Here is a 16,042-nt window from a genome sequence, read left to right on the forward strand (position 1 = left end):
GAAGGATCGAGATGAGCCACCCCGTCCTAACCGTCAATCACGTGAGCGTGCCAGCTCGTGCACTGGGTGAGTCGGTGCGCTTCTACACAGACTTTCTGCGTCTCGAGCAGGTCCCGTCCCCCACCTTCGCAGTTCCGACCGCGTGGTTCTCGGTCGGTGACAGGACCCTTCATGTATACGAATACGGGCCGACGACGGACGTAAGTCATATTCATCATTTTGCGCTGGAGACAATCGATTTCATGGGTCTGTACGACCACGCGACGAACCTGGGGATCAAAGAGAAAGGAATTCTCAGCACCATATATGAGCTTCCGGATGGCGGGGTCCAGATGTATGTGCGAGATCCGGCGGACAACCTCATCGAATTGGTTTGTCGTGACCGGTCGACAGTGGACCGTGGCCGAATTCCCGAATACAAAGTGCTTGCCGACACCATCTCGCAAGAACGGGCGTCAGAAGGCGCGCGGATGTTCAATTACCCCTTGCAATGAACAACTCGCCGTAGCCGACGGTCCGTCGTCCAATCCGATCGTGTCGAGAGTCGCGTCTCACGCAGGCGGCACCGTGGGAATCCGCCGACTGATCGGCAAAACGTGATCTCGAGACGTTCTGAACGAAAGGGTCAACCGATGCAGGTCCACAAAGCTCTCGCCCAAGGGCTGATCGACCATGGGGTCACGACGTTGTTCGGCCTGATGGGCGACGGCAACCTCTACCTGGCGAACCACTACTCCTCGATCCCTGGAGCCACATACATCGCATCGGCGCACGAGGCCGGCGCCGTGTTGATGGCCAATGGCTACGCCAGCGTTTCAGGAGAGGTCGGCGTGGCGACCGTCACCCACGGTCCAGGATTGGCCAACGCACTTCCGCCTGTGATCGACAGCGTGCGGAGCCGGATGCCGATAGTGTTGATCTGCGGCGACACCGCCGAGGGTGACCGAAACACCTTGCAGGACATCGAACAAAGAGAACTGGTTCTTCCGACAGGCGCCGGTTTCGAACAGGTACGGCGCCCCGAGACCGCTGTTCAGGATTTGCGCGAGGCCTTGTGGCGGGCGACCGCAGAACGCAGACCGATCGTACTCAACGTGCCGGTGGACTACATGTGGAAAGAGGTTGAGTACCAACATGACCCTCTGCCGCCTGCGGACCGGAACACCACACTGGACCCTGACGCGATGGACCACGCAGTCGGCATTGTTGCTGCCGCCGAGCGACCGATCGTCCTGGCCGGCCGCGGGGCGGCGACGCCGAGCGCTCGGGCAGCCATCTGCCGGCTTGCCGAGCGTCTCGGCGCGCCGGTCGCAACCACCTTGCGAGGAAAGTCCCTGTTCTCGGCGGACCCAGGGGCGCTGGGAGTATTCGGCACACTCTCCACCTCCGCCGCTCTGGACCAGATCGGCAAGAGCGATTGCGTCATCGCGTTCGGTGCGAGCCTGAATTCCTGGACCACGGATTCAGGGGCCCTCCTGAACGGCAAGCGAGTCGTGCAGTGCGATACCGATCCACAGGCGATCAGGCGACACATCGATGTCGATGCTGCCGTACTGGGCGACGCTGCGACGATCGCGGACGCGATCATCGAGTATCTCGACGAGGCAGAGGTCCCTGCCCGCCGGTTTCGGGAAGACTGGATCGAGAAGTCTGCTGATCTCGAGGACTACGAGATCCCACCGGCTTCCACTTCTCTCGTGGGCAGTATCCCATTCCGTGAGACCGTGCGAGCAATCGACCGATTGATACCCGAGGACCGAGTGGTCGTAGTCGATGCCGGTCGCTTCATGTTTGCAGGCTATAAGCTGCTCCACGTTCCTGACCCCCATTCACTGGTGCATACCTGCAACTTCGGCGCGATCGGCCTCGGCATGGGGAACGCGATCGGAGCCGCGCTCGCCGCGCACGGCAGGCCCGTATTCCTGGTCTGCGGAGACGGCGGCTTCATGCTCGGTGGAATCACTGAGTTCGTCAGCGCCGTGCAAAACGGGATCGACTTGATTGTCATGGTCCTGAACGACTCGTCGTATGGTGCCGAGCACATTCAGTTTCGTAACCGGAACATGGATCCTGCCCGGACGCTGTTCCGGTGGCCGGATCTTTCGGCGCTTGCAATTACCCTCGGGGGCGAGGGAGTCACAATGCGAGTTCCGGGCGATCTTACAACGGTGGAGAAAGCTATCGTCAATCGCACACGACCGCTCCTGATCGAGGTCGAGCTCGACCCCGACGACGTGCCCATCGAGTGATCGGAGTCATGAGCCGGTCGATGCTCGACACATTGGGAATGACCTGCCCGAAGTACCCCGTGCTGCTGGTGTGCTGCTGGTGTTCTGAGACTCGGCCGTCGGCGCCCGCGTCGGCATCGGCGCCACGGACGGCGGCGGATTCGGCCTCGCCGTCACCCTCGAGGTCGCGAGGGTCTGATGCGGACCGGGGCGATGTCAGGGCGAGGCCGGATCGCCCCGAAGGGCGCAGCGCAGCGCCTCGATGCGTTGCGCCCATGCCTGACGGGTGCGCTCCGCCCCGGGAGCCAGCTGGTCGAATCCGTGGTACGCGCCGGGGTGGACGTGCAGCTCGAGGGATACCCCTGCTGTTCCCAATGCCTGCGCGAATCGCAGGTTTTCGGGGAGGAAGAGATCGAGCGAGCCGACGTCGAGGAAAGTCGGCGGCATGCCTGTCAGATCCGTCGCGCGGCCCGCGGCGGCGTCGGCGGGGACGTCGGTCCCTCCTGCCCTGTCACCGAGGATGTGACACCACGCTTCGATGTTGTGTTCGCTGTCCCAGACGCCGAGTGCCGGCTGAGCGCCTTGCTCACCGGTGCGGTCGTCGAGCATGGGCGCCGCCAGTGCGAGGAGTGCGATGCGCGGGTCTCTGCGGTGGCGCCAACGCACGGCGAGCGCCGCTGCAAGCCCTCCGCCGCCGCTGACGCCGTAGACGGCAACTCTGGCAGGGTCGATCCCCAGTGTGTGGCCCGAATTCATCATCCAGGTCAGTGCTGCCGTGCAATCGTCGATTGCAGCCGGGTAGGGGTGCTCGGGGGCCAACCGGTAGTCGATGGAGACCGTGGTGGCCCCAGTGCCCGCGGCGAGTTGCGCCGCATATGCGTCCTCGGCCTCGATGCTGCCCATGACCATTCCTCCGCCATGGATGTAGAGCAGTCCGCCGTCGCAGCGGTCTTCGGCAGGTTGATAGATCCGCGCCCGAACCGTTGAACCGGCCTCCAGAACGACGTCGCTCCGGACGACTGCAGGCTGCTCGCCAGGGGCTGTGACGCTCATGCCCAGCCGGTCGTACAGTCGACGCCTTTCTTTCAGGTCGGCGACGCTGAGGAAACCGCGTGGTCCGAGAGAATCACGCAGCGTCGCCAGCTGTCGACGCATCTGCGGGTCTATCCGGTGTGCCTCCGGGATGTCGGTGTCGCTGAGTGCCCTCATGTTTCAGCGCCGCGCCGCTCGTGCAGCAGACTTCGTGGCAGTCGCGCCGGCCGCCCCGCTACCGCGGGCCGCGGTGCCAGGCGCAACCAGCTTGGTGAGGTCGTTGACGCCGAGATCGTCTTGGATGTCCGCCGCGGTCCGCTGGCTCTGCTCGATCAGCTCGTCTTCCCGGGCGGTGTCGAGGCCTGCACTGAGCGCAGAAACGTGGATCGCAGCCACCATCGTCCCCGCGGCGTCGCGAACCGGAACAGCGATTCCAAAGATTCCCGGATAGCCCTCCTCTCGGCTGACGGACAGACCACTCTGCCGGATCCGATCGAACTCGGCTTCCAGCAATTCCGGTTCGGTGATCGTCGTGGACGTCAACCGACGTTGCGGACGCGCAAGCACCCGTGCGCGCAAGTCGTCCTCAAATGCGGCATACAGTTTTCCGACCGCGGTCGCATGTAGGGCCAGGGAATCGCCGATCCTGATGTTGACCGACACGGGCTGCGTCCCGCGAAATCGATCCACGTACACGATCCGGTCGCCGACCCGTACCGCCAGGTACACGTCGTTGCCCAACGTTTTGGCCAGACGTTCGAGATGCCGCCGCCCGAGGGTGCGCACTTCGAGCGAATTCATGATCTTGATGCCGATTCGAACAGCTCGCGGTCCGACCGTGTAGTGGAGATCGTCTGTGGCCGCGACAATTTCGGCGGCGAGCATCGTCTGCAGCAGGTTGTGGGTGCTGCTGACCGGTGCACCGACCGCCTGGCTGATCTCGGTGAGCCGCAACCCGTCAGGTGCATCGGCGAGTGCGTCGAGGACATCGAACGTCCTCAAGAATCGATCCGGGTTCATGCCGTGACCTCCTGATTCGTTGACGCGATCGAGCCGGAAGCGAGCAGCTCGTCGATCCTTGCCTCATCGATACCCGCTTCGCGGAGCACCTCCACCGAGTGCTGCCCCGGTTCCGCCACGCCGCGCCGCACCTGTGTAGGCGTGCGACTGAATCGGGGAGCCGGGGCCGGCTGGGTGATGTCGTCCACCGTGATGAACGCATTCCGCGACACGTTGTGGCGATGACTGGGGGCTTCCAGCATGGACAGGACCGGAGTGACACACGAGTCGGTGTCTTCCAGCAGCGCCGTCCATGCGTCGCGGGTCCGAGTTCGGAAGACCTCTGCGAACACTTCGCGTAGCGCCGGCCACTGACTGCGATCCCATTGATCGGGCAGATCGCGGCCATCGAGCCCGAGCGCCGAGAGCAGGTTTGCGTAGAACTTCGGTTCCATGGCGGCCACCGCCACATACTTGTCGTCGGAGGTGGCGTACACGCTGTAGAAGTGGGCACCACCGTCGTTCATGTTCGACTCCCTGTCGTGGTCCCACATGCCACGCCCGGACAGCTCGTACATCATTGTCATCAGCAGCGCCGAGCCCTCGGCCATCGACGCATCCACCACCTGGCCCCGCCCCGAGTTCCTCGCTTCGAGCATCGCTGCGACCATACCGAACGCGAGGAGCAGGCCTCCACCGCCGAAGTCGCCGATGAGGTTCAACGGCACCGTGGGCGCCTGATCACGGCCGCCGATGTGGTGGAGCACGCCGGCGACCGCAATGTAGTTCAGGTCGTGACCGGCACGCTGGGCCAGGTCGCCGTCCTGGCCCCATCCAGTCATTCTCCCGAAGACCAGGCGCGGATTCTGAGCCAGACACACCTCCGGACCCAAGCCCAGGCGCTCCATCACTCCAGGCCGGTACCCCTCGATCAGTCCGTCCGCGTTCTTCAGCAGTTCGAGCACCGTCTCGATCCCACCGGGGGACTTGAGATCGACGGCCACCGATCGGCGCCCGCGGCCGAGCCCCCCGGTGGTCATTCGGACCAAGTCGTCTGGTGTACCGCCATCGGCGGAAGGTACCCGGTCGATGGTGATCACATCAGCTCCCAGGTCACTGAGCAACAGAGCTACGAAGGGCGTCGGTCCGATGCCCGCAAACTCGACCACACTGATCCCCGCCAGCGGACCCATACTTGAACTCCCAACACTCAATAATTCATTGACTACATAATAACGGATTTGATTTCGATTTCTCGAAAGTGTCGATCTTTGGGTCGATCTCGAAGCATGCTCAACGTGGACCCATTCTGATCGCGCCGTCGAGTCGGATCACCTCGCCGTTGAGCATCGGATTCTCGATCACGTGCTGCACCAGGCTTGCATATTCATCGGGATTGCCGAGCCGGCTCGGGTGTGGAACCTGCGCTCCCACCGAGACGCGCACCTCATCCGCGACACCTGCGAACATCGGAGTTTCGAACAAACCGGGGGCAACGGTGACGACGCGGATCTGGTGTCGGGCGAGCTCCCTCGCGGCCGGGAGCGTCATTCCTGCGACTCCGCTCTTGGAGGCCGCGTAGGCCACTTGCCCAACCTGCCCCTCGTACGCGGCGATCGAAGCGGTGCAGACCACCACCCCGCGGTCGCCGTCGGACTGCGCATGCTCACTCATTGTGGAAGCAGCTTGCGCGAGGAGGGCATAGGTTCCGCCGAGATTCACCGCCACCGTCCGCGCGAACAGCTCTCCTCTGTCACTGCGCGGGCCCACAAGACTCCCGCTGGTCGCAATTCCCGCGGCGGCCAACGCGATCCGCAGCGGAGCAAGTTCCCGTGCCGTCCGCATGGCAACGCTGACGTCGTCCCAATTTGTCACATCACCGGGTACGAAAACGGCGCCGCCACCCAACTCTGCGGCAAGCGCAGTGCCTGCCTCGTCCGCCCGGGGAAGGTCGAGTAGCACTACGCTCGCGCCCGCCCGGGCCAACCGGCGAGCGGCAGCCGCACCCAGACCCGACGCACCGCCGCTGATCACCGCCGAGCAACCTGCAATCTTCATCCCAAATCTCCTGAAGTACGTTCGGTGGTCCGGAAGTCGCCCAGATCGGCTCGACGGATCATGTCCCAGAAATCGACCACCTTGAACGGGTTGTTGACCACGACCCGGCCCTTGGAGTTGCGGTAGTAGACGTCCATCCCCGGGTGGGACCACACCATCCGAGAGTGTGCGTCGTCCACTTTGCGGTTGTAGTCGTCATAGACGTCCTGGCTGCACTCCACCGAGTCCAGGTCCTTGGTGATCATCTGGTTCATCAGATCGGCGATGTAATTCATCTGGAGCTCCATCATGGAGATGAGGCTTCCGCCGTGGCCGAATTGAGTGTTGGGACCGTACAGGGTGAAGAAGTTAGGGAAGTCCGGAACCGTTACGCCGAGGTAGGCACGAGCGTCGTCACCGTCCCAGGCCGCCTCGAGTGTGCGGCCGCTGCGGCCCGTGATCCGCATGGGAGCGAGGAATCTGACGACGTCGAAGCCTGTTGCGAACACCAGAACGTCGACTGGATGGGTGAGACCGTCCGTGGTGCGGACGCACTGATCCTCGATCTCGGCGATCGGTGTCGTCTGTAAGTGGACGTCGTCGCGGGTCAGGGTGGCGAACCAGCGATTATCGAGCAGCATTCGCTTTCCGAACGGCGGATAGCTCGGCAACACATCGCCGAGCATCTCCAAGTTCCCGTCGAGCTCCTTGACCAGATACCGGGTGAGGAAACGCCGGTGGCCGTCGTTCATCGCATTGATCGAGCGATGCTGGTGCGGCCATTGAACATCTCTCTGCAATCCGTCGTGGCCACGGTCGTTGAAGATCCAGGTCAGCCGGAGCCGATACCACGACCGGTACAGCGGGACCTCAGCCATGAGGTAGCGGATCGGCTCTGGAACATCGACCTTGAATTTTTCGAACGGGGCGGCCCACTGTGGCGACCGCTGGAATACCGTGACCGACTCGGCGGCATCGGCGATCGCGGGAACCAGCTGCATCGCGCTCGCTCCATTGCCGATCACTCCTACTCGCCGGCCTGCGATGTCCAGGTCCTCGGGCCACCGTGCTGTGTGGACCACGGGCCCGGTGAACGAATCGGTGCCCGGGATCGTGGGGATCTTCGGCTTGTTGAAGGCGCCGACTGCGCTGATCACGATCGCGGCAGTGGTGGTCGATCGGTGACCGTCCTGGTCGATCAGATCCAGTGTCCACCGCCGGGTGTCGTCATCCCAGGTGGCGCCCTCGACCTCGATGCCGAACCTGATGTTCGGGCGAATTCCGAACCGGTCGGCAATCTGTTGGAAGTAGCCGTGCAACTCGTCCCGCGAGGCGAACCAGCGGGACCAGTCGTGCCGGGCGAACGAGAACGAGTACAGGTGACTCGGTGTGTCGACACCGCATCCCGGGTAGCGGTTCTCCAGCCATGTTCCGCCGACTTCGTCGTTCCGCTCGAGCACGGTGTAGGAAATGCCCATCTCGCCCAGCCGGTATGCGGCACAGAGGCCCGACGCGCCGGCGCCGATGACGACGGTGTCGAAGCCCGGCGGCGGGACCATCGGGGGAGCCGCGCTCGTCTCGCCCGCGCCGACCTGCAATTCGTGGGTGGCCATGTCGGCGTACTGGTCGGGCACGTGCTCCCCGACCGAGACGCGCAACATCTCGATCAGCTGGTCGGGTGACAGGTGCGCAACCGCGATGGTGCCGCTCCTGCCCCAATTCAGGATCGCCTCTGCCGCGGCGTGTCGAATCTCGTCCTGGAGCGACTCTTCAAGCCCGGCTGTGTCGTTGTCGCTGAGGCCCCGGACAGGGGTCGGCAGGTAGGGCTCGGCCAACCAACGCTGCTCCCCTGTCATCTGGAACAACACCATCAGCAAGGTCGGCACGTTGGCCACCGCGACAGCCTCGCGAATCTTTCGTTCGTCCAGCCGCGAGGTCTCCGCCTCGACATCGGTGTTCGTCACTCTGTGTACTCCTTCGTGTTATCGGACGACGCCCACACTTCCTTGGCTTCGTCCAGCAAAGCGTTTCGAATGAGCTTCCCCGTCAAGGTTCGAGGTAACTCGTTATGTTTCATCACGATTCGGACGGGAACTTTGTAGGAGGCGATGTGATGGCGGCAGTAGTCGACCAGCGCGGCCTCGTCTGCGATGGCGGAGCCGTCGACGCGGACGAACCCGATGGGGACCTGATCCTTGTCGCTGTCGTCGACCCCCACGACCGCTGCTTCCAAGACCTCGTCGTGAGTGAGCAAGAAGTCCTCCACCTCGAGTGGGGAGACGTTGATGCCACCGGTCCGGATCATCTCAGAGGCACGGCCGGCGAAGTGCAGCCTGCCTTCGTCGTCGAGTTGCCCGAGGTCACCGGTGCGGAACGCGCCGACTTCGGTGAACGCGGCGGCGGTCTCATCCGGCTGGTCGAGATAGCCGGATGAGACGAAGCCGGACACTGTGATCTCGCCGACCTTCCCTGCGGGCAGTTCGGCGCCGGTCTCCGGGTCGATAATCGACACCAGGTTTCCAGCCAGCGGTGGCCCCTGGGTCGAGCACTTCATCTCGAGTGGCCAGTCATGCGGGGTGACCGTGGCGCCGCCGTACATTTCCGTCGACCCGTATGCGTTGCAGATGTCGGTCACACCGAGTTCTTCTGCGGCGGCACGGACATCGGTGTCCGGGCCGATCGTCATCCCTCGTCGCAGACTCGCGGTGCGGGCACGGGAGAACCCCGGGTTCGCCAGCAGGCTACGGGTGATCGAGGGCAACGTGTAGATGGCAGTGCACTGGTGCCGCTCGATCTGCTCGAGGACTCCGCCTGCATCGAAGGTCTCCTGGAGGACGATCGTGCAACCGGTGACGAGGGCGACCATCAGTGCGTTGGCCCCGCCGTAGCTCCAGAAGAGCGGGACGGGCACCACGATTCGATCCTCCGGTGTGATCCCCATCCGCTCGGCGACCTCGCGAGCGTGGTCGATGGCATCGTGTTGTCCGAGCCGGACAGCTTTCGGCCTCGATGTCGAACCCGATGTGTAGAGGACCAGAGCGGTGCCTTCGGTGTCGGTCTCGATGTGGGAAGCGGCGCTGCCGCGACGATGTTCGCCGAGGTCTCGGAACGCGTACGCCCCCGCTGGGACCCGGTTTCCGATGATCACCACACCACGCAGTGCGGGGTAGGCCACGGAACGCCAACCTGGCCCGGCGGCACTCCACGCTTCGGGGACGAGTTCGCGGATCGTGGGCATCAGGTCGGTCGGACCGAATCCATCTACTGTGATGAGCACCTCGCAGCGCGAGTGGGTGAGTAGATGATCGAGATCCCACCGCCGCGACCACGTCGCGAAGGCGGCCACGGTCGCTCCGACCGTTATCGCGGCATAGGTGGCGACGAGCCACTCTCTGCGGTTCGTGCACAACAGACCGACCCGGGTTCCCGGGCCGACTCCGATCGCGCGCAGCCCAGCCGCAGTCGCCGCCACGGACTCCGCGAGCTGACCGTGGCTGAGCTCTCCTTGTTCGTCGATGACGGCGGGCTGGGAGCGGCGTCGTCGTGAGGTGTACTGAATGATCTCGGAGATCGACGCGGGCAGCGGCGTGTCGGCGGCCGTCATCGTTTCCTCCTGCGTGCAGCGCGACGGCGCGCGGCCACTGCGGCCGCATGCACCGTCTCCACCAGAGACGGATGTGGGTGGATCGTTGCCACCAAATCTTCGGCGCGGCAGCCGGTCTCGACTGCGACTGCGGCCTGAGCGATGAGATCACACGCGCTGGGGCCGACCATGTGTACCCCGAGCACCACGTCCGTCTCCGCGTCGACGACGATCTTCACCAACCCGTCGGCTTCGCCGAGCACCACAGCCCGGCCGGAGGTGGCGAACGAGCTACGGCCCACTACTACCTCGTACCCTTGCTCCTCGGCCTGCTCCGCCGTCAGCCCCACGGCAGCGATTTCAGGGTCGGTGAACGCGATGAGCGGCACCTGCGTGTCGAAGGCGCTCGGCAGCCCGGAGATCGCCTCGGCGGCCACGACTGCCTCAGCCATCGCCTTGTGGGCGAGCGCGGGTCCTTCGGTGATGTCCCCGATGGCGTATACGTGGGGCAGCGCAGTCCTGCCCTGCCCGTCCACGGGGATGTGTCCGGTCGCAGTCACTGCGAGTCCCAGCCTGTCGAGCTGCAGGTCGTCGGTGACCGGGCCGCGGCCCACGGCGACCAGGATCGCATGCGCGGGCACCTGGTCGTCGGTGCCGTCTGTGCGGACCAGCAAGCTGTCGGCCTGGACTCCGACGGCGGTCGTGCCGAGGCGGATGTCGATCCCCAGCTCGCCCGCGCGCTCGGTGACCACCTGCACCAGGTCGGGGTCGAATCCCGCAAGCAACCGGTCGGTGGCCTCGACAACGGTGACGCGAGTGCCGAAATGGGCGAACGCCATTCCCAGTTCCATCCCGACATAGCCACCTCCCACAACCACGAGCGAGGGCGGCACCTCGTCGAAGGCGAGCACTCCCGTCGAGTCGAACACCCGGATCCCGTCGACGGGCAGAGCCGCGAGCTCCACAGGTTGGGAGCCGGTGGCCAGGATCGCCTGCTCGAACCGAAAGTGCTGGACGTGATCACCGCTCTCGACCGAGATCCGGTGATCGTCGAGAAAGAACGCGGTGCCCGACACCACCCGCACCCGGCCCAGGGTGGCGCTGACGCCCCCGACCAGCCGGTCGACGACCTGCTTTCGCCAGGCCTGCAGACCGGAAAGGTCGATTTTGGACTGTAGCTGTGGTCCCTGGACGGGAAGTCGCGCGCTACGGGCAAGGTCGTGCGCGGCGGTCGTGAAGACCTTCGAGGGGATGCATCCGACATTCAGACACACCCCACCGAGATCGCTCCGCTCGACGAGCAGAACCTCTTTGCCCAGCTCCGCGGCCCGGGCGGCGGCCGTGTACCCTCCGGGGCCGCCTCCCACCACCAGCAACTCGATGGGCTCGGCCATCTCTCCTACAACCATGTCATCCTTCCTCGACGAGAAGCTGCACCGGCGCCTCTAGCAGCGTGATCAGTGCCTGGCAGAAACCGATCACGACGTCGCCGTCGACCAGCCTGTGGTCGGCGGAGTACGAGATCGGCAGCAACGTACGTGCGACAATTTCGCCGTCGCGGACGACGGCCTGCGGCGTAGCGCGCCCGAAGCCCAGGATGCCGCCCTCGGGTGCGCGGATGATGGGCGTACCGAAGTTCCCGCCGAGCGGCCCGTGATTGCTGATGGTGAACGTGCCCTCCTGCATCTGCTCGATCGCCACCGTTCGGGTCCGTGCCGCGGCGGTGAGGGCCTCCACCTCGCGTGCGACAGCCAACAGCGGCTTCCGATCGGCATCCTTGACCACCGGAATAACAAGGCCGTCAGGGGTATTGACGGCAAACCCGACATTTCGCCGTGCCCGCACGATGATTTCCTGGGCTGCGTCATCGAAACTGGCGTTGGCCATGGGGAACTGGGCCAGCGCGAGCGCCGTGGCCTTCACCAGGAACGGGGTCAGTGTGAGGCCGATTCCCTTGGCCTCGGCTCCGGGCAGCAGCGTCTTGCGCAGGGCGAGCAGATCCCCCACGTCCGCGTGGTGCATCGCGACAGTGTGCGGAATGTCGCGGAGTGCACGGACCATCGCCTCCGCGGTACGCCGGCGCAACCCCCGGACCGGTATTCGCTGGTCTTCTGTGAGACGAGCCGGCTGGTGGGATCCGGACTCCGGAAGCGAGCGCTCGGTGGCTGCCACCGCAGCGGCGCTGGAATTCTCCTGCGGCGCTCCGTGAACGGCAGCGCGAACGTCGTCGTCACTGATGCGTCCCGCGGGCCCCGTGCCCACCAGGCCCTCGAGGGTCACGCCGACCTCCCTGGCGAGCCGCCGGGTCGCCGGTGTTGCCAGTGGCCGCTTCTGCGCACCGGATCCGTGTGCACTCTGGGGAGTGTGATCGGCTGAGCCGGCCGGCGGCGCGCCTGCCTCGCCGTCAACCGACTGCGCCGGCTCGGCCGGCGTGGGGGCCGCGCCATCGTCGATGACGATGAGACGTTCTCCGACCCGGACCATGGCACCCTCAGGTGCACAGAGCTCGGCGACCTGACCGGTCGCCGGGGAGGGCATTTCTACCAGCGCTTTATCGGTTTCGATCTCGGCGACGGGCTGGTCCTCGACGACCTGGTCTCCTGGGCCGACGAGCCATCGGATTATTTCCGCCTCTGCGATGCCTTCGCCGATGTCGGGCAAGTGAAATGTGTAAGACATGTATCGATCCTCAGAAGTGGACGGCAGCGCGGATCGCGCGCAAGATTCGCCTCGCGTCGGGGATGTAGTGATCCTCGAGCTGGGGCATGGGAAACGGGATGTCATATCCGCCGACGCGGGTGACCGGGGCTTCGAGATGCAGAAAAGCCTCTTCGGCGATGGTAGCGGCGACCTCGCCGGCAAACCCGCCGGTGTAGGGAGCCTCCTGAACTACGATCGCTCGGCCGGTGCGCGCCACAGCCTCACGTATGGCGTCGCAATCGAGCGGGACAAGTGAGCGCAGATCGATGACCTGCACGTCGATCCCCTGCTCAGCGGCAGCAGCCGCGGCCTCCATTGCGACCTGGACCATCGCGCTCCACGCGATGACGGTGACGTCGGTCCCCTCACGTGCGATGCGCGCCTTACCGAACGGGACGAGGTGGTCACCGTCGGGAACGTCGTCCCGCACAAGCCGGTAGCCACGGAGCGGCTCGAGGACGAAGATCGGATCCGGATCCCGAATTGCTGTGGCCAGCAACCCCTTCATGTCCGCTGCCGTCGCGGGGGCGACCAACCGCATCCCGGGGTTGTGGGCGAAGAGCGCTTCGAAGGCGTCGGAATGGAGTTCTGGGGTGCGTACGCCACCGCCGAAGGGCGCGCGAATGGTCACCGGCATTGTCAGAGCACCGTTTGTGCGATAGCGCATCCGGGCGAGCTGATTGCCGAGCTGATGGAACCCCTGCTGAGTGAAGCCGAGAAACTGCATTTCGACGACGGGCACCAGGCCCGAGCCGGCGAGCCCGACGGCGGCCCCGATTATCCCCGCCTCACTGGTCGGCATGTCGAAGACGCGGTCAGCACCGAACTCCGTCTGCAACCGGTCCGTCGCCCGGAAGACGCCGCCCGACTTCCCGACATCCTCGCCGAGCAGGACAACCCGTTCGTCGCGGCGCATCTCTGCCTCGAGCGTGCTGCGCACCGCTTCCACCATGTTCATGCCGGTCATTGGTTCTCCTCGATACTGTTACGCAGTTCTTCCTGCTGGCGACGCAGTCGCACATCGGGCTCTGCGTAGAGGTGCTGCAGCATCTGCCCGGGGTCGGGCGGCGGCGTGGCATCGAATTCGGCAACTGCCGTGGCGATCTGGTCGTCGCACCAGGCGATCGTGTCGGCGTCAGCGGTGTCGTCCCACTGTCCGAGGCCGACGAGGTAGGCCCGGAACCGGTGGATCGGATCAACCTCGGCTGCCCGCTCGTCGAAGTCGGCGGGTCGGTAGCGCTTGGGGTCGTCGGCTGTCGAATGGGCGCCGAGCCGATGGCATCGCGCCTCGATCAGTGTCGGGCCGTCGCCGGCCTCGGCACGGGTCCGCGCATCCGCGACGGCTGTGTAGACCGCGAGCACATCATTACCGTCGACTGCGATCCCCGGAAACCCGTAACCTGCTGCGCGCGACGCCACAGACTCTGCGGCCGACTGCTCATGCCACGGGATCGAGATGGCCCAGCCATTGTTCTGGCACACCATGACGAGTGGCGCACGTTTGACGCCTGCGATGTTGCACGCTTCGTGAAAGTCGCCCTCATTGGAGGCGCCGTCGCCGAACTGGGTCAGTACCACGCCCGGCTTGCCCTGCAGTCGCATTCCCCATGCGAGCCCGACCGCGTGAGGCAGGTGCGCGCCCAGCGCGACCTGCTGCGGCCACAACCGGCCGTGGGACGGCAGGGCCGAGCCCGCGGGGTGCCCCATCCGCTGCAGAAGATAGGTAGACAGCGGCAATCCCCAGTGCAGCATCGTGAGTTGTTCACGGTACTGGGGCACGAAGTGGTCTACTTCGGCATCCATCGCGTATGCCGTGCCGACCGCAGCGGCCTCCTGCCCGGACAGCGGTGGGTAGGTGCCGAGTTTCCCCCTGCGCTGCAAAGAAATTGCCTTCTGGTCCAGGCGGCGTCCAAGCATCATCAGGCGCAGCATCGCACGCAGGCGCTCCGGCTCGATTTGCGGCGGCTCCCCTACCAGCATTCCGTTCTCGTCGAGTATGCGCGCAGGCGTCAGCACGTGCGCCGACGCACTGGCATTCGCCGTATTTGTACCGTTCATGACGTCCTTTTCTGCCGTCGGGGAAGGGTGTCCGCGATAGCGCGGTCAGCACTCGCCCCATCCGCGTCCTGGTCGGCCGCGTCTCGCTGGCGGCACCGCTTCCCCTAGGAGCAAACCGCGGCGATCGTCTTCGTAAATTCGAAATCGAATTCCTAACATCGAATACTTGTCGCTCGGGTACGCCATGTCAACCCTCATTTCTTCCGCGGCACCCCACTTCGGTCTCGTGCAGCACCACATGCCGGCGAGCCGGAGGCCCGTGGGCCTCCGGCTTACCGGCTAGCTATTGATCTGCGTGCCCGAATGATTCGGCCCGAACGACAAGGGCCGTATGCATCCCGGCGCCACGAAGAGCGTGGAGACCGAACCCTGCGAAAAGGCATGACCGTGTGTTCATGTCGATCAGACTCGCAATCACGCGGCGAGCGTGACGGCGGTGATCTACCTGCTTCACTACCTGCATTTCCTACACAGGTATGCCCGTGGACCCAGCGAGGTACGCCCTGGGTTCATTCTGGCCCGGCGCGCACGAACCTATTTACCTGCCAGCGCGTCGATCGCGCCGTCGTAGCAGCGGCGTGCTGCGTCGGCTGGTTCGAGTCGGGCGAGTTCGTCCGAAATCACCTCGACGGACACCGGTGCGGTCACACCACCCTCGGTCACGGCGTCGACGAAACCGTCGAGGTCGAAGTCGCCGGTGCCCGGCACCGCCCGATGGTGAAGGGTCTCCACCAGGAAGTCGGGATCGGCGGGATCCTTTGGACCGTCGTTGATCTGGATCATCGTGACTCGTCGAGACGGAATCGATCGCAGCATCTCGAGGTCGTTGGCTCCGCGCGTGTGGTGCCACGAATCGACGCAAAGGCCGGCATTGTCCCGGCCGGACTGCTCGACGATCGAGAGAGCCGTGCCGGCGTCCGGGATATTGGTCGTCGGCACGAACTCGAGAGCGATCTGCAGCCCGACGTCGGCCGCACAATCGCAGAGCGATGCGAATCGCTCCACGACGTCGGGTTCCAGATCCGTTCGGTCGAATGCCCCGACAGCTTGCAAGTGCCGTGCGCCGAACAGTTCGGCCATGGACCAAAACTCGTTCAGGTCGTCGGGGCTGGTGTAGACGAGCCCACCGCCGAACGGCACGCCGGTCTCGGCCGTGGGAACGGCAAACCCGAATACTGCTTCGAGCTCGACGATTTCCAGACCGTTGTCGACCACGACGGCCTGGAGCTCCTTCGGGCTCATCTCCTCCGCGACGACCCGACGGTAGGTGTCCAGGCTGATGCCCAGCGCGTCGAATCCGGCGGCCGCCGCCACCTCGATGCGTTCTCGAAAGCTGGCCGTCGTCACAGTGGTCATGTTGGCCAGCACCACGTACTGCTGGCGACCATTTACCTCGATCATTCGC

At 64.8% G+C, this 16,042-nt stretch carries 13 protein-coding genes and 1 pseudogene; 3 read left to right on the forward strand and 11 right to left on the reverse strand.

Annotated elements, in window-relative coordinates; all coding sequences use genetic code 11:
- Nucleotides 1-11 precede the first annotated feature (11 nt).
- From I1A62_RS09520 to I1A62_RS09530, 3 genes and pseudogenes are all read left to right on the forward strand, one after another.
- On the forward strand, nt 12-494 hold the full coding sequence (locus tag I1A62_RS09520; protein WP_219458579.1) for a VOC family protein: 483 nt from the start codon (nt 12-14) through the stop codon (nt 492-494).
- 138 nt (nt 495-632) lie between these two features.
- Entirely contained in the window at nt 633-2,249 is a 1,617-nt protein-coding gene (locus tag I1A62_RS09525; RefSeq protein WP_219458580.1) for a thiamine pyrophosphate-binding protein, read from the forward strand.
- A gap of 88 nt (nt 2,250-2,337) precedes the next feature.
- Nucleotides 2,338-2,418 (forward strand): annotated as a pseudogene (locus I1A62_RS09530) (organic hydroperoxide resistance protein); the annotation flags it as partial.
- 26 nt (nt 2,419-2,444) lie between these two features.
- Here I1A62_RS09530 and I1A62_RS09535 read toward each other — a convergent pair.
- From I1A62_RS09535 to I1A62_RS09585, 11 genes are all read right to left on the reverse strand, one after another.
- Nucleotides 2,445-3,437, reverse strand: coding sequence for an alpha/beta hydrolase (locus tag I1A62_RS09535; RefSeq protein WP_124396493.1), 993 nt, complete (start codon nt 3,435-3,437; stop codon nt 2,445-2,447).
- A 3-nt stretch (nt 3,438-3,440) separates the two neighbouring features.
- Entirely contained in the window at nt 3,441-4,280 is an 840-nt protein-coding gene (locus tag I1A62_RS09540; protein ID WP_124396492.1) for an IclR family transcriptional regulator, read from the reverse strand.
- On the reverse strand, nt 4,277-5,452 hold the full coding sequence (locus tag I1A62_RS09545) for a CaiB/BaiF CoA-transferase family protein (protein WP_124396491.1): 1,176 nt from the start codon (nt 5,450-5,452) through the stop codon (nt 4,277-4,279). Before I1A62_RS09545 ends, I1A62_RS09540 begins: the two co-directional genes overlap by 4 nt.
- Nucleotides 5,453-5,552: 100 nt before the next feature.
- The gene (locus I1A62_RS09550) at nt 5,553-6,317 is read right to left on the reverse strand and encodes an SDR family NAD(P)-dependent oxidoreductase (RefSeq protein WP_124396490.1); all 765 of its coding nucleotides are present in this window, start codon (nt 6,315-6,317) and stop codon (nt 5,553-5,555) included.
- Complete coding sequence (locus I1A62_RS09555) at nt 6,314-8,260, reverse strand: NAD(P)/FAD-dependent oxidoreductase (protein WP_257890764.1); 1,947 nt, start codon at nt 8,258-8,260, stop codon at nt 6,314-6,316. Before I1A62_RS09555 ends, I1A62_RS09550 begins: the two co-directional genes overlap by 4 nt.
- Entirely contained in the window at nt 8,257-9,900 is a 1,644-nt protein-coding gene (locus tag I1A62_RS09560; protein ID WP_124396489.1) for a class I adenylate-forming enzyme family protein, read from the reverse strand. Before I1A62_RS09560 ends, I1A62_RS09555 begins: the two co-directional genes overlap by 4 nt.
- Nucleotides 9,897-11,288: a dihydrolipoyl dehydrogenase gene (gene lpdA / locus I1A62_RS09565; RefSeq protein ID WP_219458581.1), complete on the reverse strand. Its 1,392-nt coding sequence runs from the start codon at nt 11,286-11,288 to the stop codon at nt 9,897-9,899. The genes I1A62_RS09560 and lpdA overlap by 4 nt, the downstream gene beginning before the upstream one ends.
- A 1-nt stretch (nt 11,289) precedes the next feature.
- Nucleotides 11,290-12,558: a dihydrolipoamide acetyltransferase family protein gene (locus tag I1A62_RS09570; protein ID WP_219458582.1), complete on the reverse strand. Its 1,269-nt coding sequence runs from the start codon at nt 12,556-12,558 to the stop codon at nt 11,290-11,292.
- A 10-nt stretch (nt 12,559-12,568) separates the two neighbouring features.
- Complete coding sequence (locus I1A62_RS09575; RefSeq protein WP_124396486.1) at nt 12,569-13,546, reverse strand: alpha-ketoacid dehydrogenase subunit beta; 978 nt, start codon at nt 13,544-13,546, stop codon at nt 12,569-12,571.
- Complete coding sequence (locus I1A62_RS09580) at nt 13,543-14,637, reverse strand: thiamine pyrophosphate-dependent dehydrogenase E1 component subunit alpha (protein WP_124396485.1); 1,095 nt, start codon at nt 14,635-14,637, stop codon at nt 13,543-13,545. The genes I1A62_RS09575 and I1A62_RS09580 overlap by 4 nt, the downstream gene beginning before the upstream one ends.
- A gap of 534 nt (nt 14,638-15,171) precedes the next feature.
- Nucleotides 15,172-16,038: a sugar phosphate isomerase/epimerase gene (locus I1A62_RS09585; RefSeq protein ID WP_219458583.1), complete on the reverse strand. Its 867-nt coding sequence runs from the start codon at nt 16,036-16,038 to the stop codon at nt 15,172-15,174.
- Nucleotides 16,039-16,042 lie beyond the last annotated feature (4 nt).

Source organism: Rhodococcus sp. USK10 (genome assembly GCF_019378875.1).
GTDB lineage: Bacteria > Actinomycetota > Actinomycetes > Mycobacteriales > Mycobacteriaceae > Rhodococcus_F > Rhodococcus_F pseudokoreensis.